At 61.4% G+C, this 25,807-nt stretch carries 22 protein-coding genes; 4 read left to right on the forward strand and 18 right to left on the reverse strand.

Going from position 1 to position 25,807, the window contains the following annotated elements:
* Nucleotides 1–49: 49 nt before the first annotated feature.
* Genes ACZ2HM_RS19905 through ACZ2HM_RS19915 form a run of 3 tightly spaced genes read left to right on the forward strand, consistent with a single transcriptional unit; the run spans nucleotide 50 to nucleotide 3,664 of the window.
* Nucleotides 50–1,888: an ATP-dependent nuclease gene (locus ACZ2HM_RS19905; RefSeq protein WP_130752851.1), complete on the forward strand. Its 1,839-nt coding sequence runs from the start codon at nucleotides 50–52 to the stop codon at nucleotides 1,886–1,888.
* Complete coding sequence (locus ACZ2HM_RS19910; RefSeq protein WP_223176237.1) at nucleotides 1,881–3,209, forward strand: UvrD-helicase domain-containing protein; 1,329 nt, start codon at nucleotides 1,881–1,883, stop codon at nucleotides 3,207–3,209. The genes ACZ2HM_RS19905 and ACZ2HM_RS19910 overlap by 8 nt, the downstream gene beginning before the upstream one ends.
* A complete protein-coding gene (locus ACZ2HM_RS19915) occupies nucleotides 3,206–3,664 on the forward strand; it encodes a 3'-5' exonuclease (RefSeq protein WP_223176236.1) in 459 nt (152 codons plus the stop codon). The genes ACZ2HM_RS19910 and ACZ2HM_RS19915 overlap by 4 nt, the downstream gene beginning before the upstream one ends.
* A 356-nt stretch (nucleotides 3,665–4,020) precedes the next feature.
* On the opposite strand, the gene ACZ2HM_RS19920 is transcribed toward ACZ2HM_RS19915, so the two are convergent.
* The gene (locus tag ACZ2HM_RS19920; RefSeq protein ID WP_470427308.1) at nucleotides 4,021–5,091 is read right to left on the reverse strand and encodes a Fic family protein; all 1,071 of its coding nucleotides are present in this window, start codon (nucleotides 5,089–5,091) and stop codon (nucleotides 4,021–4,023) included.
* A gap of 634 nt (nucleotides 5,092–5,725) precedes the next feature.
* On the opposite strand from ACZ2HM_RS19920, the gene ACZ2HM_RS19925 reads away from it, so the two are divergent.
* Complete coding sequence (locus ACZ2HM_RS19925) at nucleotides 5,726–6,154, forward strand: hypothetical protein (protein ID WP_130752849.1); 429 nt, start codon at nucleotides 5,726–5,728, stop codon at nucleotides 6,152–6,154.
* On the opposite strand, the gene ACZ2HM_RS19930 is transcribed toward ACZ2HM_RS19925, so the two are convergent.
* The 17 genes from ACZ2HM_RS19930 to ACZ2HM_RS20010 form a co-directional block, all read right to left on the reverse strand.
* Nucleotides 6,151–9,861, reverse strand: a complete 3,711-nt coding sequence (locus tag ACZ2HM_RS19930) for a conjugal transfer protein TraG N-terminal domain-containing protein (protein WP_130752848.1) — start codon at nucleotides 9,859–9,861, stop codon at nucleotides 6,151–6,153. The genes ACZ2HM_RS19925 and ACZ2HM_RS19930 overlap by 4 nt on opposite strands.
* A gap of 22 nt (nucleotides 9,862–9,883) precedes the next feature.
* Nucleotides 9,884–11,305 carry a conjugal transfer protein TraH gene (locus ACZ2HM_RS19935; protein WP_130752847.1) on the reverse strand — a complete coding sequence of 474 codons (1,422 nt, stop codon included), beginning with the start codon at nucleotides 11,303–11,305 and terminating at the stop codon, nucleotides 9,884–9,886.
* A 91-nt stretch (nucleotides 11,306–11,396) separates the two neighbouring features.
* Nucleotides 11,397–11,978 (reverse strand): hypothetical protein, encoded by a 582-nt coding sequence (locus ACZ2HM_RS19940; RefSeq protein ID WP_130752846.1) that lies wholly within the window; start codon nucleotides 11,976–11,978, stop codon nucleotides 11,397–11,399.
* The gene (locus ACZ2HM_RS19945; protein ID WP_370569406.1) at nucleotides 11,975–12,766 is read right to left on the reverse strand and encodes a conjugal transfer protein TraF; all 792 of its coding nucleotides are present in this window, start codon (nucleotides 12,764–12,766) and stop codon (nucleotides 11,975–11,977) included. The genes ACZ2HM_RS19940 and ACZ2HM_RS19945 overlap by 4 nt, the downstream gene beginning before the upstream one ends.
* A gap of 113 nt (nucleotides 12,767–12,879) precedes the next feature.
* Entirely contained in the window at nucleotides 12,880–13,476 is a 597-nt protein-coding gene (locus ACZ2HM_RS19950) for a S26 family signal peptidase (protein WP_130752844.1), read from the reverse strand.
* Nucleotides 13,448–14,320, reverse strand: a complete 873-nt coding sequence (locus tag ACZ2HM_RS19955) for a type-F conjugative transfer system pilin assembly protein TrbC (protein ID WP_130752843.1) — start codon at nucleotides 14,318–14,320, stop codon at nucleotides 13,448–13,450. The genes ACZ2HM_RS19950 and ACZ2HM_RS19955 overlap by 29 nt, the downstream gene beginning before the upstream one ends.
* Nucleotides 14,292–15,395 carry a conjugal transfer protein TraN gene (gene traN, locus ACZ2HM_RS19960; RefSeq protein WP_130752842.1) on the reverse strand — a complete coding sequence of 368 codons (1,104 nt, stop codon included), beginning with the start codon at nucleotides 15,393–15,395 and terminating at the stop codon, nucleotides 14,292–14,294. Before traN ends, ACZ2HM_RS19955 begins: the two co-directional genes overlap by 29 nt.
* A complete protein-coding gene (locus ACZ2HM_RS19965) occupies nucleotides 15,395–17,326 on the reverse strand; it encodes a hypothetical protein (protein WP_130752841.1) in 1,932 nt (643 codons plus the stop codon). The genes traN and ACZ2HM_RS19965 overlap by 1 nt, the downstream gene beginning before the upstream one ends.
* A gap of 247 nt (nucleotides 17,327–17,573) precedes the next feature.
* Entirely contained in the window at nucleotides 17,574–18,590 is a 1,017-nt protein-coding gene (locus tag ACZ2HM_RS19970) for a TraU family protein (RefSeq protein WP_130752840.1), read from the reverse strand.
* Nucleotides 18,587–19,237, reverse strand: a complete 651-nt coding sequence (locus ACZ2HM_RS19975; protein WP_470427309.1) for a conjugal transfer protein TraW — start codon at nucleotides 19,235–19,237, stop codon at nucleotides 18,587–18,589. The genes ACZ2HM_RS19970 and ACZ2HM_RS19975 overlap by 4 nt, the downstream gene beginning before the upstream one ends.
* On the reverse strand, nucleotides 19,234–19,500 hold the full coding sequence (locus tag ACZ2HM_RS19980; RefSeq protein WP_130752839.1) for a hypothetical protein: 267 nt from the start codon (nucleotides 19,498–19,500) through the stop codon (nucleotides 19,234–19,236). The genes ACZ2HM_RS19975 and ACZ2HM_RS19980 overlap by 4 nt, the downstream gene beginning before the upstream one ends.
* Entirely contained in the window at nucleotides 19,497–19,856 is a 360-nt protein-coding gene (locus ACZ2HM_RS19985) for a hypothetical protein (RefSeq protein WP_130752838.1), read from the reverse strand. The genes ACZ2HM_RS19980 and ACZ2HM_RS19985 overlap by 4 nt, the downstream gene beginning before the upstream one ends.
* Nucleotides 19,856–22,375: a TraC family protein gene (locus ACZ2HM_RS19990; protein WP_130752837.1), complete on the reverse strand. Its 2,520-nt coding sequence runs from the start codon at nucleotides 22,373–22,375 to the stop codon at nucleotides 19,856–19,858. Before ACZ2HM_RS19990 ends, ACZ2HM_RS19985 begins: the two co-directional genes overlap by 1 nt.
* Complete coding sequence (locus tag ACZ2HM_RS19995; protein ID WP_130752836.1) at nucleotides 22,372–23,037, reverse strand: TraV family lipoprotein; 666 nt, start codon at nucleotides 23,035–23,037, stop codon at nucleotides 22,372–22,374. Before ACZ2HM_RS19995 ends, ACZ2HM_RS19990 begins: the two co-directional genes overlap by 4 nt.
* Entirely contained in the window at nucleotides 23,037–24,386 is a 1,350-nt protein-coding gene (locus tag ACZ2HM_RS20000; RefSeq protein WP_262503586.1) for a TraB/VirB10 family protein, read from the reverse strand. The genes ACZ2HM_RS19995 and ACZ2HM_RS20000 overlap by 1 nt, the downstream gene beginning before the upstream one ends.
* Nucleotides 24,383–25,180 carry a type-F conjugative transfer system secretin TraK gene (locus ACZ2HM_RS20005; protein ID WP_130752835.1) on the reverse strand — a complete coding sequence of 266 codons (798 nt, stop codon included), beginning with the start codon at nucleotides 25,178–25,180 and terminating at the stop codon, nucleotides 24,383–24,385. Before ACZ2HM_RS20005 ends, ACZ2HM_RS20000 begins: the two co-directional genes overlap by 4 nt.
* Nucleotides 25,164–25,802 carry a TraE/TraK family type IV conjugative transfer system protein gene (locus ACZ2HM_RS20010; protein ID WP_130752834.1) on the reverse strand — a complete coding sequence of 213 codons (639 nt, stop codon included), beginning with the start codon at nucleotides 25,800–25,802 and terminating at the stop codon, nucleotides 25,164–25,166. The genes ACZ2HM_RS20005 and ACZ2HM_RS20010 overlap by 17 nt, the downstream gene beginning before the upstream one ends.
* Nucleotides 25,803–25,807 lie beyond the last annotated feature (5 nt).

A 25,807-nucleotide genomic window follows, 5' to 3' on the forward strand; every position in this document is an offset into this window, starting at 1 on the left:
TTTTGTCACAAAGAAAGTAAACTGCGGTCGATGAGATGGAGCGGGCAAGATGTATCTGTCGCGAATTAGAATTGAGAAATTCCGTAACTTCCGCGACCTCGATGTAGCGCTAGGCGGCAACGTCGTAATTGTCGGAGAGAACCGCGTCGGAAAGAGCAATTTGCTCTTTGGCTTGCGCCTGATCTTCGACCCCTCACTGCCCGATAGCAGTCGGCAGCTCGGTCTCTCTGACTTCTGGGACGGACTGGAGGAGATTACTTCCGAGACGATCATGACCGTCTCGGTCGAGATCAAGGATTTCGAGGACGACCCCGATGTGCTCGCCGTCCTGACCGACTTCAGGCTCGACGACGATCCCGATACCGTCCGCCTGACCTACAAGCTACGCGCGACGCCGGGGCTCGATCATGCACCCGCCAGCGATGACGATTTCTCGTTCATCTGTTTCGGAGGGGAAAGCGAAGCCAAGCGCTTTGGCCATGATTTGCGGCGGCGGATCACGATGGACCTGTTGTCGGCGCTTCGTGATGCCGAGGGTGACCTCGCCGCCTGGCGTCATTCGCCGCTTCGTCCACTGGTCGAGGATGCGTTCGTCGCGATCGACGCGGCAAAGCTCAAGGAGATCGGCGAGAAGATTGCGGAAGCAAGCAAGGCTGCGGTCGAGTTCGGCGAGGTGAAGGCGCTCGAAGGCCGGATTGCCGAGCTGTTTCTCGCGATGGCGGGCGCGAAGCAGGACGTGAAGCCCTCGCTTGGCTTTTCGGCGACCGACGCCGCCCGCATTAATCGCCAGATCCGTCTGCTTATCGACGAAGGGCGGCGCGGCGTTGCCGATGCCAGCCTGGGATCGGCCAATCTCATCTTCCTGACGCTCAAGCTGCTCGACCTTCAACGGCTGATCGAGACCAACAAGCGCGACCATTCCCTGCTCGCGATCGAGGAACCGGAAGCGCATCTTCATCCGCATCTCCAGCGGCTGGTGTATAAGCATCTGTTCGAGACAATCGTCGAAGGCGCGGCGGCGGAAGATGGTGAAAGCGAGGAAGAGGACACCGGCGCGGACGAGGGCGAGCCGATGTCGGTGATCCTGACGACCCATTCGCCCCATATCGCCAGCGTCGCGCCGCTCGAATCTCTCCTGTTGCTGCGGTCGGACGCGGATCAGGGAACCAGGGGCTATTCGACGGCGGCGACGGATTTCACCGAAGCCGAACAGGAGGATTTGAGCCGCTATCTCGATGTAACCCGTGCCGAGATGGTGTTCGCCCGCGGAGTGCTGTTGGTCGAGGGTGACGCCGAACGGTTCCTCATCCCCACGTTCGCCGAAGAACTCGACATTTCGCTCGACGAGCACGGCGTGTCGATCTGTTCGGTCGCTGGCACCAATTTCCAGCCCTATGTGAAGCTGCTGTGCGCGCTCGGCATTCCCTTCGCCGTCATCACCGATTTCGACATGATCGACGGAAAACCCCGGTCCTACAAGCGGTGCCTGAAGCTCACCCGTACGATCGATACCGCGCGCGGTGGCGCTGATACGGACGGCCTGATCGCGGCGATCAAGGCGATCGACAATTATGACGAGACCTATGAAAAGTTCGAGGAATTCGGCCTGTTCGTCAACGACAGCACGCTGGAAACCGAGATGTTCGGGGGCGACTACGCCGAGGCGATGATCGCGACCCTGCGCGAACATAATTTCAGCGCCGAGCGGCTGGCGCTCCTCGATACCTGGGAAACCAAGCCGTCCGACGTCGATGCCAAGATCCTGATTAAGATGATCGAGCAGATGGGCAAAGGCCGGTTCGCGCAGCGCCTGGCGTCGCGCATCGAAGGCCTGACTGTGCCGCATTATATCGCCAACGCCATCAACCATGTGATCGACCTTGTCTGATCGGGCGCTCTATCTGAAGGCCGCGGAAGATCTGCGGCCCAACGACAAACAGTGGCAGGCCTATGAATCCGGCGGCCACTGCGTGCTGCTGGCCGGGCCAGGCAGCGGCAAGACCAAGACGCTGACAGTCAAGCTCGCGCGCATGCTCAGCGAGGATGTCGAGGATCCCCGCGGCATCGCCTGTATCACCTACAATAACGAATGTGCTCGCGAGCTCGAGACGCGGCTCGATGCCCTCGGTATTGCGCCGGGCGGCCGCGTCTTCATCGGCACCGTGCACAGCTTCTCGCTGACCCAGATCCTCCTGCCCTATGCGAAGGTCGCGGGATTGGGTCTCCCGGATGATTTCCAGGTGGCGACCCGGCGCCAGACGCGCGCCGCGCTCGAAAATGCCCATGCCAAGGTGATCAAGGGGCCGGAGAATCCCCAGACCTGGGATTTCCGGCTGGGGCAGCACCGCCGCCGATTCCTCAACCGGGACGTCGACGCCTGGAAAACCGCCGACCCCCAACTAACCAGGCTCGTCGAGGCCTATGAAGCCGAACTGCGCGAGATGGGCGTGATCGACTTCGACGACATGCCGCTTCTGGCCTTGCGCGCGCTCGCGACCAACGCTTGGCTGCGCAAGGCGATCGCCGCCAAATATCCGATCCTGGCGGTCGACGAATATCAGGATCTCGGCCGGGCTTTGCACGCGATGGTGATGGGGCTGTGCTTCAGCGCCGGCATTCGCCTGTTCGCGGTCGGCGATGTCGATCAGTCGATCTACGGCTTCACCGGCGCGAACCCCGAATTGCTGAAGAAACTGTCGGAGCGCGACGATGTCGAAACCGTCCGGCTCGGGCTGAACTATCGCTGCGGGTCGCAGATCGTCACTGCCTCCGAATATGCCCTTGGCGAAGCGCGCGGCTATCGGGCACCGGACGGCGCGCATGAGGGCACGATCTATTTTCATCCCTGCACCGGCGGCTATGCGGCGCAGGCGCGATATCTGGTCGAACAGTTGATCCCCAAGATATGCGCACGCCGCCCCGATCTGAACCTTGGCGGAATCGCCATCCTCTACCCCGCAGCCTTCATCGGCGACGAGGTCGCGACCGCCGCGGCCAACAACGGCTATGGCGTGATCCGCACCGACGGCAACGCGCTGTATCCGCGCGGCAGCCGTCTGATGCGCTGGCTCGAGCAATGCGCGATGTGGTGCTGCGGTGGCTGGCGGTCAGGGCAGCCTCGGGTATCCCGCGTGATCGCCGAAGGTGCCCGCCTGTTCCATGACTGCTCGCGACCGATGACGACCGGCTGGAATTTCAGCGCGACTTGATCGCGACCCTCTGGGATCGTCGTGACGACACTCTCAGTCTGCACGACTGGCTCGTCGCCCTGCGCGACGAGATTATCAAACCGCGCATCGATCGTGCCCGATCGCTGGCCGATGAGTTCGAGACGCTCAACACCTTTATCAACCGGCTCGGACCGACCGGCGATGTGGAGGATTTCCCGCTCGGCGAGTTCGCCGACATCGGCACCGGTCTCGACCGGGTCAATCTGTCCACCTTGCACAGCGCCAAAGGACGCGAGTTCGACGTGGTGATCCTGTTCGGGATGGAGGAAGGACGCCTTCCCCGAAACAATGCAAGCGATGGAGAGATCCGGGAAGCGCGACGCCTGTTCTATGTCGGCTTCACGCGTGCAAGGCATGAAATCCATCTCATGTACGGGCAGAGCCACCCTTCACGCTTCGTGACAGAAGTGCAGGAGCGCCTCGAAGGTGAATGATGCCCGTTAAGTTCGCTTTACCCGGGACGATTCGAACGGAATCGCCGAAGCGCACCGGCGCCCCTACTGCGTTGAACTGCGAGTGATTTCATCGGTCATAGCCGCTGCGGAGCCTGTGTAGAAGACGGCGGTATTTGGCGCGCCCGGAAAGATTCAAACTATTCGCTGGTCGTGGAGCTATTTGATTGAGTTTCGTCCGCTTTCAGGTCGCGCCAATCCGCGACCCAGCGTCCGACTTTGGGGCGGCTCAGTCGCCGTTGCGCATTGCGGCTCTAGCGTCCGCTAACTTGCTAACGTTTCTCCAAACCGGACCGAGCAGAATGTCCCAATGCAAGCCATTGAGGTAAGCGTAGCAATCAGCCTGCGTTCCAGATTTTCTGCCATGCAGCAAATTCCGACGGACGAACCAGGTATCGCGCGAAATTGCCCTCGTGCAAGCCCAGCAACTCCGTTTCTGCGACCTCGGCAAACTGGTCCTGATCGGCCGTTGGGATGAATTCACGGGACGTCGTGACCAGATGCGCGCGCGTTGCCTGTCGGCTCAAGGCGCCGCGCACAACATCCCGAACGACATCGCGCAACTGTTCCCGATAGCGCAGGCGGAAGGGGTCTGGCTCACCCATTGATTGACGAACGGCGGTGTAGCGCGCTGCGGATCGCTGATAGGCCCAAAGGAATACGTCGCGCAGCAATGTTATGTCGTTGCGTTCATAGACGCCAAGCGTGGCGCGCGTGTAAAGGTCGCCTGGAACCTCGGTGAACGACAATGGTGCAAGGTTCGCCCGGATCATGGGAATATTGGCGGCGAGGCGTGATACGCGCTTATTCACATCGTCAAAGGGCTGAAGATATGGAAGCTGCACCATCATGAAAAAGGCCTGCTCGAATGGATCGTCGATGGCCGCCGCTGTGGCAAGGATTTGATCGAAGCACTCCTCGATAAGACCCGGACCTTCCAGTGGATGAAAAGTTGAACCGTCTATCCCTACGATGATGTGGCGCAGTCGCCCCACCGCCGTCGGGTCAGCTAACAGATTGTTCGCCAATAACGCATGCAGGTTGAGTATCGTATAGCGATTGAACCCGACATCGTTGGCGTTGGCGACGAGAAACTCGATCGCATCCTTATGATTGAGGATCATCTGCGCTTCGCGCGGTCCGCGTCCGTCGGCGGCTTCCCCGAAATCCAGCAGCCGCCGCGTATCGAGCAGCGAATATGTGTTGCCTTCGAGACGGCTGGAATTCCATGCAAGGTCGATAAGCAGCCTATTCAGTATCTGCTTCGCGTAGGTTCCTGCCGCTGCGGCCTCAATCTGCGGCTTGCCGATTGTAGCCAGATGATCGCGCTGCTGCTGGGTCAGATAAAAGGTTTCGTTGGGCCGGTAACGATCCAGGAAGCTGCGTTCAAAGCCGACCGGTTGTCGCACCGCGACGGGCTGGCGCACATAGGCAAGGACAGCGCTGCCTTCAGGTGATATCGGGACGATGTCGGCTGGGTCAGGCTGGGCGATGATCTCATCACCATGGTGATATCGGGCTGCACGTCCGTCGCCGGTAAAGCGTAGCCGACCCGCGTCAACCAAGGCGCGAAGACGATATTGGAGGGTACGACGGGCACCAGGTTCCGCGAGCGCGCCAGTGATCTGCGCTGCTGACGCACCATCCGGGAATTGGGCCACGGCGGCCTCGATCGCTTGTAGGTCAGCTTCAGGTATTGGTCGTGCCACATAAATTCCTTAGTTGCGCAAAAGATAAATCGCGCAACTATAAGAGTCAATGCGCAACTAATCGCGGTTGTGCGCAATTTCGCGGAAATTCGCGCAAGCTTGCAAGCGTCGTCCCGCTTCTGTTTGAAAGGCAGAGTGGGCAGGCCTCGGGATCGGCCCCTTTTGTCATGTTGCTCTCATGCGCTTTGCGAAGATTGGAGCATGGGTGCCTTCCGACCAACTTTCAGCAATTATCCAAGGGGAGGAGAGGGGGAGGGTGAATGCTCTCATTTTGGGAGTGATTTTTTATCTGCGGAACCCCGGGCGTGATAGTATCGACCAGAAGGAGCATCGCATGAGCGGAACGGATGACAAACCCATTCCAGGTGAACCACCGCAGACCCCAGATCTGCTAAAGCCTGAAGCAGCACATTGGCTCTGGCGGCAGTGGTATGCCAAGTCATGGTGGACAGCAGCTGCAATATTCTGGTTGATTGCGTTTTTCGCGCCCAATCTCGCTCTCAATGCAGAACATATCACCCCCATCATCCTGCTTTTCCATCCATTCTTGATCGTGCCAGTGCTGGGTTTTGGTTTTTTCCGCGCGTGGATACGCTATCATTTTGAGGTGAAGGCGGAGCACGAGCCAGATTCGAGTGCTCGCCACGTACACCAGTTTCCTCGAATGGATTCTACCGACCCAACCGATTCAAGTTTTTATGGTCATCCGGGCAATCCCTTGAGTGAAGCCTGGCGGAATGAGCATGTAAGGGGCATCTACTAACGCTCGCCGGAACTTGGCTCCCCATCGTCGACGCCATTTTCACGATCCCCACTGAAACGACCGCTTTTGAGAATTTGGCTTTGTTCCATCGACGTTAGCGGCGCAGTAATATCCATAGTTCCTCGACCCGCACTGGCTTGGTTAAGATAGCGGCTGCGAATTCCTGCTTCACCAAGGATCTGGCTTTCCAGCTCGGCTGTGAAAGCACGTTCTGGTTTGGCGGATTTTGATGCAATCTTTTCCGCAGATTCGATGGCATTACGCACATCGTAATTGACGATGTCGATACCCGCTCTTGCGTCGGTGGCTCCCACACCCGCGTCGGACGTTTCCATGCCTATGCGACCATCAAATGTGCCGTGTGTGCGATCGCCGCCGCTCTGTCCGCGGCCGCCACTTTCAGTAGATCCGCCCAAATTTGCTCCGATTGAGGTGCGATTGGTAACCTGGTGGCTGGCGCTGCGCGACAGCGACCGCGTCCATCCCGTCTGCGCCATGATAGCCTGGACATCACGCTGAAGCGTATCGGCAACCTGCGGTTTCAATCGCCATTCGCCCTTGCGATCCATCTCGAATCCGCCGCGCAGCCAGTTAGCCATCATGGCATGGCCTTCCACCCCACCGCCCAGGAAATGCTCGACCGTATCGGGACCGGCCTGTTTGCCTGCCTCGAACCGGGTGCTGGTGTCCGAGCGCGCCGACTGGCTGAACCCGGTGCTGCTCGACACCAACAGGTCGTTATGGGCAAAACTCAGCCGGGCCCGCCCACCCTTGGCGATCGCGCCGAGCTGGCTTTCGTTGATGAGGCCCGCCTGCCACATCTGCGCTGCGGTCTGCGGCGTCAGATTGAGGTTGAGGTCGCCATTCTGGTCCATCGCAATCTGCCTTTTGGTAAGGTCGACGCCATTGTCGCGCAGCAATCCTTGCATCCGGGTCAGCCTCTCATTCTCGACGATGCGGCCAAGCCGTTCGTTGCGCGCCCGATCGGCGATGCCCGCCGCGCCGCCCTCGGCCATGTCGACCTGGTTCCCGGCGGTACGGCTGAGCGCCTGGATGAAGCTGTCGAGCCGCGCGGCCTCGCGCACCGAAGCCCCTGCCGCAGCCGCCCCTTGTGCAAACCCAAAATTCTCGCTCTGCCGCCGCTGTTCGCCAATGCGCGCGGCCGAGCGCGTGCCGTCCGGGCCAATTTCGCGCTGCGCGTCGAGCTTTCCCGACCGTTCGGCAAAATCATAACCCGCCGCCTCCCGCGTCCGTCCATAGACGCTGGTGCCTTCACGCGCGGCCTCTGCGGTCGCACCATCGGCTGTTCCCATCTGGGCCGCGGCATTATAGCTTTCCAGTGCATGCATGACCTGCGCCTCATTGCGCCCGGTCGCACGCGAAAGCTGAGTGATGGCACTCGAGCGTGCTTCTCCAGACAGCGCGTTGATGAAGGATACACGCCGCCCGGTTTCGTCGATCGACAGGCCAAGCATAGAGGCTGCTTCTCTTTGCCCCGCATTGCTGCCCGTCCGCCAGCCCTGCTCGGTTGCCACATTGCCACGCTCCACCTGGGTGACATGGTCCCCGGCATAGTCACGGCGACCTTCCATCGCGCCGACCGTCACCTGCGCTGCGGTCAGGTCATTGCGCAACATCTGCTCCTGATCGAAAGCATTGGCGCTGAGCTTGGCGAAAGTCGGATCAGCAGCAGCCTGCCCGATCAGGGTCGAAGCCTTGAGCGCTGCGTCCTTCGCATCATAGCCGTTGCGCTCAAAATGGCGCTGGGTGCCAGACAACATCATGTCATAGGCGCGATTGTCGCCGAAGGCCTTCCACTGCACCATATTCTGGGCGAACGCCGCAAACGCCCGCTCACCCGATTGCCCTTCGCCAAAATAGCTGGTGCCAAGCGCCCGCAACGCATCCTTCTGGGCAAAGTCATGAATAGCGCCGGTCGTGGCGCTGGCGCGAACCGCTTGTGCCGTCGCGGGATCGGCAAGGTTGCGCCCGATAAGCGCTGGCGACAGCCCGCCCAACTCTCGCGCCGCATCAATGCCGCCCAGGGCCATCGCGCTGTTTCCAGCGAGCCCACTGCCATGATCGCCGATCACGCTGCCCGCTGAACCAAAGGCGCGGTTGCCGCCAAAGGTTGAGCGCTCACCAAAATCCCCGAAGCTCGATGCTGCACCGCGCCGGGCCATCGTCCCGCTAGCCGATGCCTGCGATTCCAGCGCCGAGGCAAACCCTTCCCGCGTCATAAGGGGTGCGGCCGCCGCGCTACCCTGGCCCTGTGCCTGCAACGCGCCACCGGTGAAGGAAGAGAAGACATTGCCCGAAAAGCGGAACACCGTGAACACGAATGCGCCAGCAAGGCCAGCGGCGGCCGTGCGAAACGTCCCGAATATCGCCAGCGCCTTCATCGCCGAAGAGGGGGCGAGCATCCAGGCATTGACGGCTACATGGTTGGACCGCATTTCGGCCAGCACCCCCATCGCCCGGCCCAGGGTGAGCTGATAGATGCCCGCATCGATCACGCCCCACATGGCGACGAATACGAACAGTCCGAGCGCAAAACTGGCTACCCGAAGGTTGATGGGGGTCAGGATGAACAGCAGCGCGATCGGCATCATGAAGAGCATGATGCCAAAGACCGTCGCACGAATGGTTGGCATCCACTGATTGGCGACCGACATGGTCGAAAGCCCGCTTGAGATGACTGCCCGGTTCGCCATGACCCGCGCGGCAGTCGCTGGACTATCCTCGTACAGCACCTCGCCCACGCTGTTGCCCAGCAATATGTCACTCATGAACGCCTGGAGCGTGAGCGGCGTCCCCATCATCACCTCGCCCATTTGTCCAAGCCGGGTACGACAGCGCGCGAGCTGACTGGCGTCTGCCACATCATAGCCTGTGCTCTGGCACACTTGGCGGGAATAATCCTCGAACAGCGTCGAGTCATTGAGACGCGACTGAATATGATCCCATGCCTCCTGGCAGGACATGGTCGTGCCCGCCTTGTCGGCCGAGGTGAACACTGTGCTGAACGTCGCTGGTCCTGCCATGGCGGCGAAGGCTGCGGGAAGGTCGGTCGTCCCGCGGAACAGCTGGTCGTCATCCACGCTATAGGCAGGCGATACGCGAGCGACCGGATAACATTGCCGGACATAATCCTTGATCGTGGCATCGAGAAAACTGTCGGTCATTGGCCCGCGCGGCGACACAGCGTTCAAAAACAGGTCGAAGGAATGACCGCCGGCGCCAAATTCCAGCTTGGCATTGGGATCAAGACTATTGTCATCGATGGTTTCTGCAAGCGCCCGTTCCATCAAATTGGTGACGCCTGCGACCAGGACGATCAGGTTGGGCACGTCGCCGACTGCCTGATAGGCATTGCGCACCCGGTCATAGACATGGACGGTACCGGTCGTGGCGATCAGACCGACAAAAAGGCCAACACCCATCAGCATCTGGAAGCCGAACCCGACAAGGCCCATGCCCTGGCCACGAATGGAAGCCAGCACCACGCCCAGCGCTAATCCTACGACTGCGCAGATCAGCACGAGCGTTTCATAGCGTGGGTCGCCAAAGATCATCGAGACCAGCCGAAACGCATCGACCGTTTCGGCAAAGCCATCATAGGTGTGGAAACTTGATTCCAGCGCAAATGCCTGCGTGGAGCCAAATAGAATGGGAAGGGCGGACAGGGCGCGAACAAGGCGACGCATCGGTGGAACCTTTCCTGGATGTTCAGCGATTGGTGCCGGAAGCGGTGCCGGTCGCCTCGCGCGCATCGCGATCGCGGTTACGGAGCAGGCTCGCATAATTGGCCGAGAGATTGGCCTGGGCGAGCGCTGCCATATAGCTTTGCCGCATCTGCGCGCGCTGGCGCAGCACTTCGTCGCGCAGGTCGCGCAGCTGCTCCATGCCCTTGGTAAGGATGCGAGTCTGGCAGATATTGGCATTCGCGCCATCGGCTGCGCCTGCCACGTTCGCCCCCCGTTCGGCATTCGACACCGCAAAGTCGATCGAACGGGTGAGATCGTTGAGCATCTGATAGGCAAGCGTCAGCGCAACAAGTTCGTCCGTGTCGGCAATGACACTGTCGGACACGCCCTGGCGCACCCCCCATTCGAGCAGGCGATAGACCGGCAAGGTGCGCACATTGGCGACAAATTGTCGTTCCTCGGCAGACAGGGCGGCGCGTGTGCGGATTTTCGTGGCGATCGAGTTCATGCGCGCCTGCGCCAGTTCGAGCGCGCCCTTGCCGCCGTCTGCCGCGCAGTCTGTAGCGGTCGGTGGCATAGCGAGCGCCCGGCTCTGGACTTTGCCGGCCAGAAAATCCTGCGAACTCTCGCTGTCCTGATGCGGGCAGGCCGGGATGGCTGAGAAGATCGGTACCTTGTCGGTCGCGTCCCAGCGCATATAGACGTCGCCGACCCGCGCACGCATGACGCCTGCCCAGTCGCCTGCACCCACGCGCGTGGCTGCATGCGACAGCAGCGAGCCGGTACGAAAGATGTCGGTCACCTCGGCGGGACAATTGGCTAGAGCGTCCTTCAAATCCTCGGTTGGATTATTCTGGTTCGCCTGGATCTTCTCGCGGCTTTGCTGATAGCTTTTGGCAAAGCCCTGTTTCACCGATTTATAGCCAGTCATTTCCTCGATGATGCCCGACATATTGTCATCGCCTTTGGCGATCTGGACCATGCGATTGGCGAGGCGACAGTCATTGACCTGGATGGAATTGAGGAAATTGGTCGCAGCCTCCATTTTCGAGATGATATTACCCATTTTTTCGTCGAGCGTTTCGAGCAGATACTGAAACGCGACGGCGGGCGCGGCCTGAAGAATGCTTTCCAGCTTCTGCACCAGATAGTCCGGGTCAAGGAAGGACATGCCGCCCAGGAACATGTCGATGCCGCCACAGCCTGCCTTCACCTTGGGCAGGGTCAGCGACATAAGATAGTCGTCATGGACATCGACGCGCCCGGACATGCCGCCAGCGGTCACATAGCCGCGCGTCTGGTCCTCAAACGAACCGGGCGCGGTGTAGGTCACATTGTCGAACCAGCTTTCCGCCCAGCCCTGGGCAAAGGCTGGGGTTGTCGCACCGCAAGTGGCGAGCAGCGCGCAGACCGTCAGTGAAAGGCGTTGGGAAAATGAACGCATGGCGGGCTTCCTTGAGAGTGAGCAGACAAGGAGGCGTCCGCCCGCCAGCGGGACGCCTTTGCGAGATTGAGATAAATATGGTTGGGGCCACTCAACGCGATGACCCCGACTGTGCTGGTGGAGCGCCTACGATTCCAGTAAATTTCGCCATGGCGCGCAGGCCCACGGCCGGGCGAACGCCGGTCAGCATTTTGGCGGCGAGATAGGCGTTGCGCGCGAGATTTTGCGGCTGGTCGGTGCCGATCGCTATCGGGATGATGCGATTGGGGTCGCTGAGCGGTCGGACCCAGGCGACCGGGTGGCCGACCCATGGAAGCCCAAGGCGACCCGATCGCAGCAGGGCTTCCTGGCCGCTAATGGTACGCACCTGCCAGCGATAGGTACGTGAGAAGCGGCCAAGCTTGGCCCAGAGATCAGCGCAGGGGAGACAGGCCGGCGTGGTGGTCATCTCGATGATGTAAAGTGGGGCTTGTTGTCCCAGCGTTGCTGCAAAATCGGCGGGGAAATCCCGCGTCACCGGCACCCGTGCCAGCCATGACTGCATGGCGGCGCTGGTAGCAACCGGATGGATGGCCGCGCGCATGGCGTCGGCGCGCGAAGGCGAACGGGCTTGCGCCGATGTCCATGGCGCGATGATCGCCGCCAGGACGAACAGGAGGCGCTGCCACTTCATGGCTCAAGCATCCCACCGGTCGCCGAAACTTGTCCCTCGACGCTGCTCGTAGAGACTGGCCCATTGGCAAGCGCATCGAAAAAGCCGTCTTCTTCACCGGCACCGGTGAGAAACTGCTCTGGCCGAATATCGCCCGACAGCAGGCGCACAGCCTGATAGGCGGTCTGGATGAGATTGGGATAGGCTTCGACCCCGGTGGCGATCACCATGCGCTGCGCGCTGCCGCGCCGGATGACCATGGTGGTCGGCGTTACCTCGACCCCATAGCGCTGGGTAATCTCTGGCCGCCGGTCGAGATCCTGGAGCGTGACCTGCCAGCCCATCTCGTCCTGGAACCGCTGGACCACAGGCCATTGCACCCGGCAATAGCCACAACTGGCGCGCGAGAACATGACGAGGGCAAAGTCCCGGGCCTGCGCGCGCAAATAGGCGCGGCGCACAGCATCCTTTTGCGCCAACATCTGGTCGCGCGCATCGCTCACCATCGGATTGGCGGATTTGGCGTTCAGTTCAGGATGCTGGAGCATGGCGATCTGGGTGACGCCGGCGAAGGCGCGCGCCTTGCGCCGGGCAAAATCTTGCAAGCGCCAGAAATCGGACACGGCTTCAACGCTCAGCACGGTCGCGGCATAGTCGCGCTGTTCCTCGATCAGCTTGCGTATTTTGGGCGGGGTCCAGCGCGCCAGTTCTGTCATCGGCGGGATGACGGGCTTATTCAAGACGTCGGGTTCGGCCTTGTCGTCGCTTGCTTTTAGCGCTGGCGCATACCACCAATAGCCCTGCTTCATGGCCGGGACGGATGGCGTTGCTGTTACAGGCGTCGATGTACCGCGGGAGAGCTGTGCATATACAGGTTGGGGCAGCAAAAGAGCGGCCCACAAGGCGGCCGTGACAGGGCGCATCATAGCAGCTTCTCCATTCGGATAAGGCGCGAGATGGCTACCGGACCATAATAACGGCTGTCGAACCCGCTCGCATGGGCTGAACCGACATAGATATGCCCTGCAGCGATGCGCTGCGCGTCCGGTGTCCAGTGGCTAAGCCGCTGGCCATTATGCCCCACCGCCTTGCTGATGCCGAGCAGATGTCCATTGCAATAATAGCGGCCATCCCATGCGCCCGGCGTTATTGAAGACGTCTCGACGATCTCTATCCGGTCACCGGGAAAACAGAGCGCATATTTGGTGACATCAACGGGCGTGGGGCCTGCCAGCGGATGGACGAGTTTGAACGAAACCAGATCGCCGCGGTGGATAGGCCCCGGCGCTTTGCGCACCACCCAGGCGTCGATCGAAGGCGACATGATGAGCGTCAGTTGCGGGAGCCCCCATGCGGTGACGGCCGCAATCGGGAGAATGATCGCGCAGGCTTTGGCCAGCTGGAGTGGGCGGCCCGGTTCATCAGATCGCGCCGCTCCCAGCGCTAGCGCGGCCTCCTTTGGCAGCGCGCGCAGCCGTGGCGCGATACCTCTAGCGGCGTTCCAGGCGAGCCTGAACATCGGCGACCTCCCTGGCTCCGCCCAGACGGGCATATTCTTCCAACAATCCCGACAGTGCCGCATCGCCATAGATGATGTGCTGGCTTTGCGGGTTATTCTCCTCGCGTTCACAATAGGGCTGGGTCGGATCGGCAGGGATGAGACCCAGCGCAGGTACGCGTATGATCCCGTGCTGGCGGAACACCAACGGATCGATGATGATCTGGACATTGCGCATCGCGCAGGCCGGGCCTTCGCAGCCCGGGTCGATCCGTAATATCTGCGCGCTCAGCTTTGCCATCGGCGCGACCTGCGACAGTCCGCCGGGCATGCCGCGAAAGGCTATCACACCGCCGACGCGCTCAAGCTGGGCAGCATAGGTACGTAAGGTCGCAACAGGCATGGAGGACGAAGCAAAAAGCAGCGGCACCCTGCCTGATTGTGCGGGCGGCGCTATGACAGCTGCTACCGCCTGCATGTCCGGCGCTTCGAGGCCCAAGGCCTGTGCCAGGCGTTTTGCGGCAATTTCGCGTTCGGCAGCTAAGCCTGCCTTGCCTTTGTCGAGAGCCGCGCGCGCCCGTGCATCCATGACCGGCGATGCGCCATGTTTTCGTAACCCTTCAAATGCCCGCCGCCGCTGTTCATCGGGAAGTGCGGGAAGTTGTGTCGGCCCGGCGGTGGTATCGGGCTTGCGCCTGGCGATACTCTCCTTCAGCCGGTCCATGGCAACAGCGCCTTGCGCTTGCGCCTGGTCCCGTGCGTTTGGCGTGGATGGTAAATCCTGCCCCATAGCGGGCATAGCGATCAGCATCAGTCCCGCCGCACTCAAGGCGCGTTCAGGGATTGACCGTCTGCAGATACGCATCGATCCTGTCCTCCATATCTATTTGAATATCGCTCTGGGCGCGCGCCTCAATGTCGGCATAATAATCCGACAGATCCATCCGCGAGAAATCGAGCGCCTGAAACTCCTGCGGGGTAAAGCCCCGGCAATAGGGTTGTTTTGCGGTTCCCCAGCCCAGGCCGTTGAAGCTTTTGAGCAGGGGCCGGCCCTGTTCCTGAATGATCCGGCCAAGCTTGCTGTTGAAGCAGCAATGCCCTTTGGCCTTCTGAACGCAGACGCCAAGGATGCTGGAGGCGCAATAGGTGCCGACCTCATGGCACATGCCCGAGCCCCGCAGCATGCCCACTTCCATATCCCGCTGGTCGCAGCCCGAGAGCAGGAAATCCATCATGACATTGATGGCCAGGCTGATCGCGATCGAGGTGGGATCAATGCCGATGATGATAGCATTGGCCCCGGCGCTGGCCGCCTGACTAGCTGTCGCCCCTGCCTTGAACGCGGTGTAGGCCGCTTTCATGCCGGTCCAGACGCCTTTGGCGACGGCGATCTTGGTGCCAATCGAAGAGAGGGACGACCCCATGCCGTCCTTGACGATCTTACCCTGATCCTTGCAGCAATTGGAAAAGCTGGTGTTGAGGCCGGCGGGACGGCAGCGCACAGCGCGGCCTGAAAATATCTCGATCGTACCCATGCAATTGCCGTCGGCATCGACAACACCGTCATTTGACGCGCCAGGATCATCGACCAGCGGCTCCTCAACCACCACCGCTCCGCCGACAACGGGCGTGCAGGCATGGGGCGAACAGGCGGGCGTTCCGCCATTGACCGGCGTGCGGCAGGCATATTGGTTTCCCAGCGGACAGCTATAGGTGCCGCCGGCATCCTCGACACAGCTTGCTCGCTGAATGGGGCATAGCGCGCCACTACCCGTCGCTTCGTCGCATATTGCGGTTTCACCCGGATCAGCGGCATCGCCATTGCCATTGCGGTCGGCCGCGCAAAGCTGTTGGGCAGTCGCCGCGGACGGAGTAGCAAACAGGCTGGCGGTCATCACCCATGCGGCGATAGCGAGCCCGGCAGGAAGAGTGACGCGCATCACCGGGCTTCCGCTCTGCAGACAAGGTCGGCACCAGACAGACGAACCGTCTGCATCATGACGACGGCCTCGGGAAAATCATCGAGGCAGCCACAGGCCGAGATCAGTTCTTCGCCTTCGCCCAGCGGACAGGCGTTGTTAGTTGTGCAACTGTGAAAAAAGATGTCCCACCCGGCCGGATCATTCTGTCTGGCGCCCACGATCCCATCGACTGCGACATCGCTATTGGCTTTGGGCGCGCGGGTCTTGCAGATGGGTTCGCACGTAGCGACCGATCCCCGGTCGGGCATGGTGAAGGGCCGGGTCGATGTGGCGACCGTCCCATCATCGGTAATCGTGCGATCGGCGAGCAGGGTCTTCGTGGAATGGTCGATGATATAGGCGCCACGGGTGAGATCGGGCTGCGGGGCGCTGCCTAAATCGATCGTGCAGGCATACCGCCGACTGCGTTCGAAGAAGTCGCGTGTATATTGGACAGAACAGTCCCCGGTGCCGAATAGCCTGGTGGAGGGCAGGGGCTTCAGGCCGGTATGGACGCCATTGCGGAATGTCGTGACCCCATCGACCGTCTCGCTGTCGAGATGACAGGCCGGATCGGCGGCGTAGCCTGAGCACAGATCCATCAGCTGTTCGCTGATCTCGCAGGCAGTATCGACCTGGACTTCGAGCGTGACATAGCCCCAATTGCCCTCGCCGCCGCCGCGCACGCGGGCTCCCACGATCATGGCCCCTGCCTTAAGCTGAGCGGTCACATCGATGGTGGTATGCTCAACCCAGGGATCGTCGCTGATCCGACAGTCGCCTGACGGCAGCGCCTCGCCCGGCCAGGGTCGCTTACCGGCGGAACCGATAATCTGGCCATTGACCCGCGCCTGTACCCAGTCGTCCGCGCCCATCTCGACGATGCGCGCCGACAGGATCCGGTCAGGCGCGATGGGGTCGAAGGTGGCACTATGGATGGGTGGACTATTGCCACAATTTCCCGGTCCCCGGATCTGGTAGCGGCGGCACCCCGCGCCGCAACTGGTGACCGACGCAATCGAGCCGCCAACGCCCATAATGTCGTCATAGTCCCAGGACTTGACCCCAATGTCGCGGGTGATCGTGCAGGCGCGGATTTCCTGGGCCTTGCCGCTGCCGATCGCGGAACCGGCAAGCGCCTGAAACAGGCTGCTGGCTTCGGCTGTGCTGTAGGCGTCACCCTGTATCGCGGCAGGATCGCTTCGATAGGCGGTGGCGGTGACCGACGGATTGGCGGTGCATGCGGTCATCTGCGCGCCGGTATATCGGATGACCGGGCCGTCGATTTGTGCCTGGGCGATGCCTATGCGCGGATCGGCGGTGGTGAGCGCGCCTACCACCCCGCCGCCCAGATCCTTCAGGACTGAAGCCATATTGCCCCAGACCAGATTGTCGCCGCAGCTATTGTTGACGCAATAGCAGCCTGCCAGTGCGGTGAGCTCGACCTGGGCCAACCTGACCTCGCCAGCGCCGCCGACGGTCCACTGGAAATTGCGACACTGGTCCCAGCTTGCCTGATTGCAGGCAATGACGCCATTGGCGCAGATGCCTGAAATCGGCACGGGCACATTGAGCGTCTCGTCGAACGTGCCGTCCAGATCCTTGTCGCGCGTCAGGCGCAGGGTCGTGATATCGCCACCGGGTCCAGGCTGGGCCAGTATTTCCAACGCCGTTGCCGATTTCTGGCAGGCAAGGCTGGGGGTGAACTGCAGGCTATCATCGATGGTGGCGATCGGCTGACCACCAAGCCCTGGGGTCAGATAGTTGCTTTGCAAGGCGTCGCTGTCGCTGCTCTTGATGCGGGAGGCTTGCGCGGCGGTGCGTGCACGCTCCTCCATCGTCTGCGCCAGAACATTGCTGGCAAGGCAGGCTAGAGCACAACCGCCGGCGAGGATCAGGCCCCGCTTCATGGGCACACCTTTGAGCAGGACCAGATAAGGTGGGTGGTCAGCACGGTCGCTGCGACGACAGGACGGAGAGGGGCATTGTCCGTTATCGCATGGGGTTTTGCGGCCGTGCTGACCATAGGTGGAGCGACACCGTCGGGAGACGACGCCATCGCTCCGTCCTCGCACCGTGCGGGACCGCAACCACGGCTGTGGCGGGCAGGCGCGGAACAAGCCCGCACCGGTGCGAGGGAGGGGAAAGGAAGACTGCTCATGGGGTCGAGATCCCGGCGCAGCAGATGATCTTCTCAAACAGCATGAACTGGGCATTGTCTTTACCCGGCGCATGTTTGGCGCTCGACCAGAGCGCGCCGGGACGCCCGATATTGACGCATTTGCCGCCCTTGACCGGCTCCATTAGCTGCAGCTTGTAGCGGCTCTTGGTCCAGATCGGCTGCGGTTTGAACGAACAGCCGTCAGCCGACGAGATGGTCAGCGCGCCAAGCCGCCCCATCATGAAGGTACCGCGCGCGGCTAATCCCGCCCAGGCCTCGACACTGTCATCGAAATGAATGTCGCCTGCGATCGGATAGGTCGCACCCCAGCTGCCCATGCACCAGAAAAGCGGATCGATCACCTTGCCCGCTGCCGCGGCGGCGCTGTCGGCCATGCAAGCCAGGCCCGCTGCTGGGTTGCCGAACAATATACCTTCAGGTTGAATGATCGCGCCAAGCGTGCCTGACTGCCAGGTTGGCAGGACCTCGGTAATCATCGCGACGTCGAACCCTTCATCTTCGATGCAGGGCAGGTCTGTGAACATGTCGAGCATCTTCCAGACCGGCGCGATATAATAGTGCATCTGCGCGAACATCTTGCGACTATTGGTGCCGTCGGCGATTGAGGACTGGCTGCCCTGGAGCTTGCCGCCGGTCGGCATGAGATCTGCGCCCAGCGCCATCATGCAGCCTGGTTCTGTCACGACATCGACCATGCGATTGGGAGACCAGAAGCTGACCTTCACCCCAAACCAGAAGCTGGCCCCCTTTCGGCAGGCGCATAAGGGTTTTGAGGCCGACTGGGCATCGAGTGCTTTGTCGAGCTTGTCAAAACTGCCGACCCGGACGCCGCCGATGGTGATCGGGAAGATGCAGTTCCAGCGAACCTTGGTTACGGGATTGAAGATCGTGCCTGCCTCGCATTTGGAGGCGAGGGCCGGTGTCGCTGGCGAAATCAGGGCAATCGTCATGCCGATCGCGGCCGAACGCAAAAGGGTGCGGGCGCGGATCATCGGCTTGCCTTTGCGCTAGCATGAAGATCAACCCGCACTTCCTGCAACTCAAGGCGCTGCCCCATCTGGCGCACAATGACCGGCGCGTGGGTGATGCCGAGCCGCTCTTTCACCCGATCCTCCAGGATGAACAGCGCGCGGCCATGCCGCTCTCCCAGCGCAATCGCGTCCGCATCGCCCGCACTGCCCGACGCGAGCAGGATGAAATCGGTCAGCGCGGCATGATTGAGCGCCCATGGAAGATCGCGCGGGGTGACGATCACCAGCTTTTGGGGGAGCGACACATAGGTCAGCGGATTGAAGGTGAACCCTTTGGGATAAAGTAATTTGCCATCGGGAAGGCGGATCTCCTGAGCGAGGGTGTAGAAAGGTACGACGTAGCGCGTACGATCCTGGGTCGTCTGGGCCAAAGGGGCGGACTGCATCGCCGACCAACCGGATCGCGGCCCGAAGCTGGCTGCCATATTGGCAGGCTGGCGCGCGGCCCGGGCTTCAATTTCCGCAAGTGCATCAGGCTCGGCGATAGGCCAGGTCCGTCCAATCGTAGCGCTATTGGCCAGTGCCGCGGCAGGGAAAGCCGTTGCAAGTAGCATGGTCGCCGCCCGGCAGCGCGCTCGGACAGCGAAATCCGATAGAATGCGCTTCATCGCCCTGCCTCCCGCATGGCGGCGGTGGCGGGGCCGCGCCGGGGTCGCCAGACCTCTCCATCACCGCCGCTTCCACCATGAACAGCGCTTGCAAAAGCGAACAGGGCAATCATCGCGGTGCCGCCCAAGATAAGCCGAAGCGGCATATCGATGATGCTCGTCGACCAAGCGAGAAGCCCTGCCTCAATGATGAGCAGCAAATGCGTGCCGATCATCAACCGGATAGCGGTCTGGCAGGGCCGGGGCGATAATATCCCGTTCATGGCCGCCGCCATGGCAGGATCGCATCGCTGCGCCGTGCCCGCCATTGGCGGGTCCTGGACAAAAGCTTGCCAATCAAGCCGGTCAGCAAAATGAGCAGGATGCCCGTACTCAGGCACGTCGCACCAATCAAAAGCGCGCCGCGCGCAATGATCGCGGTGGGCTGGTGGAGAACCAACCCGGTGACGATCACCATCGTGGTGAGAAGCAGGGTTTCCACGATCATCAGCCGGAACCGCCAGCGTACCGCCTCTGCCTCGGCACGGATTGCAACCCGCGCCTCGATCATGCGCTCGATCTCGGCATCCTTGCCAAACCCCAGCGGCAATTGGTCTGGATGGGAGGCTGTCCGGCGCATCAGATGATCTCCTCGCCGGATCGGGAAGGCAATATCTGCGCCGGATCGACGCCTGCCAGTTCGCACACGGCTTCCAACGGACTGCGCCCCGCGCGGATCAATGCGTCGAAGGCCGCCACCTCATTGGGGGCTGATGTATTGATCCAGTAGGAAAAGGGATCGACCACGAGGCGGGCCACGCCAAGGCCCAGCGGGGAGTCGATGAAGACCTCGCTATAATGGGGCTTGTTGTTGCGGACCGACTTCAACAGATCCAGCACGAACCCGGAATAATCGAGTATTTTGTTCTCTACCGCCTGGGCATAGGTCGATCCCTGCAGCAGGAAACGGGTGGCAGCATTTTCCAGGATCACTTGGCCCGTGCCACCAAAGAGCAGCAGGTCATTGAGCGACTGGAGCACCACTCCGAAGCTGCCCTGATATTTGCGCGCCCGCCTGTAACCCTGGCCGAATGCTTCGGCGAGGCGGGAGAGATCCTGGCCTTCGCTCCGCGTCATGAACTGGGCGGCTTCATCGCACAGGACAAAGCGGGGCCGGTCGCGTGCCGAAAGATAGAGCTCCTGCGTGACTGCATTCACCACCACCATGACGATGACGTTGAACAGGTCCGGCATGGATTTGAGCCGTTCGAGCTCCAGCACGACAAATTCGTCGTGGCTGATGTCGAAGGTGGACGGCCCGTTGAAAAAATGGCCGTACGCGCCTTCGCTGCCAAAATCGCGCAGATTGAAGGCAAGCTCGCGCGCTACGGGAACCAGATGATCGACCCGATCGAGATCGGAAGTCGCAAATTGCGGATAGGCGCCAAGCCATGCGCGAACCGCATCAATGCCTTCCTCAGCATGGCCTTCATCAATCGTCCACTGGACGGCGGATTTGAGCAGATTCCATTCCGAGGTCGAGACGCCCTTGCGGGTAGCGGCATTGGCCATTTCTGCGACAATGGCGACCGCCATGGAAATGGCCGACTGGCGGTCGTCGCCATCGAGCGCAAACCCCATGTCGAAGGGATTGAGAACCAGGCGCTCCTCGCCAATGTCGATATAGCGCCCTGAGCAGAGCGTGCAGAGTTTGCGATAGCTCCCGCCAATATCGATGATGCGGATCAGCGCGCCTTGCGCATAATATTGTTGGCACAGGTTATTGAGGAGGAAACTCTTGCCTGCGCCACTCTCGGCCGAAACAATGAAATTATAATTGTTGATGCGCGGATCGAACAGATCGAGCGTGATGAGCTGGCCCTTGCGCCCGGTATAAAGCAGCGCCGGGCGGCCGCCGCCACGAAAGTCACTCTGCACCGGGGCCAGAAGCACCGCGGCTTTGACCGGCATGCGAAAGTCGCGTTCCAGCAGGCGCATCATGCGTTTCTCCGGGTAAAGCCCAAAGGGCAGGCTCATCGGCAGCAGGACCGGATTGAGATAGCTCTCCTCCTGCATCATCCAGGGAAGCGGTTCGCTCTCCCACAGGCGCTTGGCGCGGGCCGCCATTTCGCGCGCCTGGGCACTGTCGCGACCAAACACCCAGACCATCGGGATGACCGAGAGGAAGCGACTATTGCCTGCTTCGTCCAGCACCCAGCCAATCTCCTCGATCTGCTTGCCTACCTCGACCGCGAAACTGCCTGCGGCTTTTTGTGCAGACAAAATCTGGGCGCGTTTGTGAATTTCAAACTGGCTATGATCAAAGAGGATATTGAGCGTGATGAGGAAGGGACCACCAATCTGATCGCTATCTTCGGCAGCGCCGCGCATGCCGCCCAGGAGCCGGTTGGCGCGCTCTGCGGTGATACGCCGCGCGGGGGCTCGCGGCGTCAGGCAGCGCGCGACCTGGCACCCCAGAAAGACCTGGGACCCGTCGAATAGCAGATCGGGTCCGGCATCGATGATCTGCTTGCGGATAGGGGGCGCGGGATGACCATTGCTGCCATCGGCAAATATGCCAGGTGCAGTCGCGAAGAGACCGTTGAATATCCGGCGATAGAAGCGCACCAGCTCTTCTGGCGGCAACCTGCGGATGCCAAGCTTGGACAGCTGCTCTTCGACCTGCCGTCGCAGATCCGAGCCCAGTTTCACCCGCGTCTTGATCGAGAGAAATAGCCGAAAATTGCGGACGGGAATGCCGTGCAGCGCGTCCAACCCCTGGGTACCGGCGCGCATATAGTCGGCGGTGCGCTGCGCCGAGGCCTGGATCAGCGGATCGGGCCGGGTCTTCAGATCCAGGAAAGCGTCAAGCGCGTCATCGATCAGCGGATCGGCAAAGCCGTGGAGCTGAAGAACCGTGCCATCGGGAAAATGGACGTTGAGCAAACCCAAAAGCGCCTGATGGACATGGGCAAACATATAGGCCGATGGCACAAGTTCCCAGGCGTGGCCCCAGCCATCATCGATGCACAGGAACGCCTCTTCCTGCGCGTCCCAGGCGACCATCGGCAGGAAATCGGAATAGGCGTCGCGCGCAACCGCGCGGTGCAACGCCGAGATTGTCAGGCCGCCGCCATGGCGCGCGCCAAGCGGGCTCAAGGCTTTGCCTCCACAGGCAAAGCAGGCACGTCGGCCGCTTCGCCTTGGCTGGCGCGATCACCTGACGGCCGCTCGCGTATCTGTTCGAGTATGGGGACGCGCGCTGCAGGTTGGACGGGATTGACGAGATAATCGCCGACCACCCATTGGGGTCGCTCGAGAATGGCATAAACATAGCGCGGCATGTAGAGCCGGTCGGGCCGCTCGCGGTCGGCATAGGGCAGGATCAGCGTGCGGACCGTGCGCCCTGGCCGGAGCATCGGCGTAATCGGCGCTTCGACCAGACCCTGGAGCTCTCGATACACGCTGTCGCGATAGCCGTTGAAGGGAGCAGCACCGCTGTTTTTGCGCTTGCTCGCACCGCTGTTGGCAGGACTATTGGCCTTGTCACGCAGCATCGCCTTGTCGTTGTTCACCACCGGGTCGGAGCGCGACGGCATATCGGCGATCGCGTCGGCATAGGCTTTGTCCGGGTGGATGCACTGGCCATGGTCGCTATTCTTGCAGCTGAACTTTTCGCTATAGGGCGACATCAGCGATCCGACAGTGGTGCAGGCGGGCAGCAGCAACACTGCGCCCGTCAGGAGGATGCGGCGTCCGGGGCAGCCCGACGCACGAGGCAATGGCGGCGTGTTCCCATTATTTTCGTTCAGGATCGACATCAGAATTTGCTCCCCGCTGTGGGTTTGATTTCTAGGGTCACGCCCTCCTGGATGACGACCACCACATCTTTGGCTGCGCCGACCTCGACGATGGGTCCGGCCTGGCGGGCGAGATCGAGATAGAAGTCGGTGAGCTTGTCGGAGGATTTGGAGAGGCCGCCTGCCAGCCCGCTTTTGGCGGCATCGCCCGCATCGAGCGATCGCACCGATCCGAGGGCTGAGGTCGAGAGATCGCCAAAGCTGGTCTCGACTGAACTGGCAAAGCCGCTGACGGTGCCGGCGATGAAGGTGCGTGCCAGCGCAGCGCCGGCGCGTGTCACGACTTTGCCTGACAGACCCTTCTTGCCATCGGTATCGACGAAAAAGCCTTTGACGGGCATGTCGACCACCGAATGTTCGTCGAAATCGACGCAGGACAGAGAGACCAGCTGGACCTCGACCCGCTCTTTGGCGAGGCTGCCCGTCGCATTGCCGATGACAAAACAGCCGGCCAGATTGGCTTTGACATCATTGGGCAGGACGGCGGGGGCCTGGACGCGGGCGATCAGGGGCTCCGGATTGGATGTCGCGTCCCTGCTCGCCAGCGCGTCGATCCCGGTGAGCAGTCGCGCCTTCATGAAACCAGGCGGCAAATAGATCGTCCGGGTCTTTTTTCGCGATGCCGACGGCGTTCCCTCCTTTCCCGTTACGGCCGAAAGCGTGGCGGTCGCCGCGCCGATCGCGCCGATGGTCTTTTCCACCGGTGGCGCTGGAGGCGCCGGCGGTGCGATTGGTGGGGCAGGGGGCGGAATATCGCCCAGCGCGCTGTCCAGTTCTGCATTGCCCGGAGGGTCTGGAAAAGCGGGCGCGCTGCCTGGCAAGGCGGAGGGAAGGTCTTCGCCGTCCGACAAAGAGCCCGGTGGCTTGCTGCCGGGGATGACCTTGCCCTCTTCAATCGCGGTGATGCGATCGCCAAGCAATGTCTGGCCGTCGAGAATCTTGCGGACATCGCCGCGCAGCTTGGTTTCGAGGCTGTCACCGCGAAGGCCTGCGCCCATATCAAGCTTGGAGGCAGCAGGGATGACCGGCTGATCAGCCGATGAACTGCCAGAAGCGGTGTATAGGCCATAGCCGAGCACCGCGACAGTGGCGGCAAGGCCTGCCTGTTTGGCCCGCAGCTTCTGGCTCGCTGACATGGCGGCCCAATGGATCTTGAGGTCGAGCAGGGCGGGACCGCGAGAGATAGTCGGGCCAGGTTCGGGGGGTGCGATCTGGGAGGCGTCTGTTTCGTAAGGCTTGTCGACTTCGCTGGCCTGCGGTTTGAATGGGGCCGCGCGGCTGCGGCTGCGTGGCGGAACTTTCTCGCTCACAGCCCCTCTCCCCGACGCACAATGATGACCCGTGCTGTTTCACCAGCCTTAAGATCCAGTCTGTCGGCGGTGACCGAGAATATCCGTGTGCCCAGTGCTGAATCGAGGAACAGCCGTTCATCCAGCTGGGTCGCTGTGGGCACCTCGACTCTATATTCCGATGCGGACAGACCAGAGCCCTCGACCGCTACACGGCGTATTTCGCTGATGCGGGCGTCAGGCAGGGTAGCGATACGGATGAGTCCGGCACGCGGCGCGACGGCCGAGAAGCTCGCCGGAATACGGTCCTGGAGCATGGCCAGCGTGATCGAGACGGTGCGCTCTTCCTCGACTAGCGGCCCCAACAGCTCATCATTGGCTCTGGCCCGCTGGGCGCTGCCTGGCACGAGCGTGACGGTCTGCGCGGGTATATCCGATGGCTCGGCATAGAGCGGATAGATGGCGCCATTGCAGGTGACGAAAAATTCCGACGCCGTTGTCACGAAGCTACGCGTGACGGCACCTGCGTCGTCGACCTCCTTTACCAGAAATTTGATCCAGGCGTCCGAACCGCCTTTCTCGACACTGATCGCTTTCTCCGCCGAGAATTTGACATCCTCGATTTCGCCGCCAACGCAGACCAGATGATTGACGTCGCGGTTGGAGAGGCGGATTGTGCTGGTCTGGTCGGGCAGGGCGGTGATCGACTGTCCGAAGACAGGCATGGCCATGACAAGAGCAAGGCAGCAAAGTGGCGTGCGTGTGAGCAGCGCACAGGAGAGCGGCGCACGCGCGCCTTTACCCAAGTTCGGCATCGAATTTCTCCTCGGACAGGCGGGTGAGCCAGAAGCGGCCATTTTCGATGGCGTAGCCAATGCGCAGCGTGCCGCGGAATTTGCGGATGACGCCGCCGATGACGCGGACCTTTTCGACCGGAACCATGATCTGACTGTCGGTCCAGCTGACCGGCTGATCGGGCCGGATATAGGTGGCGATCGACAGGGTCGGATTGGTCGAGAGTTCGTCGAGCACCCCGTTCAGCGTGTCACGCATGCTTTCAAAGGCGGACGGGTGCACGATCGAGAGCAGTTCCTGGAACTGGCGATCAGCGGAATAGGCTGAATAGGTGCCCGACAGAGTGACGATGTTACGCGTCATCGCCCGCAAATAACCGCTCGATGGCGTGGAACCGGTTACATAGAGATCGCCACTGGCGCCGAAGGGCACGACGACCGTGCGCCGGTTCTGGTCGCTGGAATAGACAACTGCGCCCAATACCGCGGTGATACCGAACAAGCCGACAATCGCAAATTTGAGCAGCCGGTTTTCTTCAAAGAGGTTCGAGGAACCTTGAAGATAGCGGTGAATGCCAAAGCTGGCAGGCTTGCCGATCAGCGGATCGGGCGGAGCACCGGCCTTGCGGGTAAAGAGCCACATTTGCC

Source organism: Sphingobium sp. KKT206 (assembly GCF_055640555.1).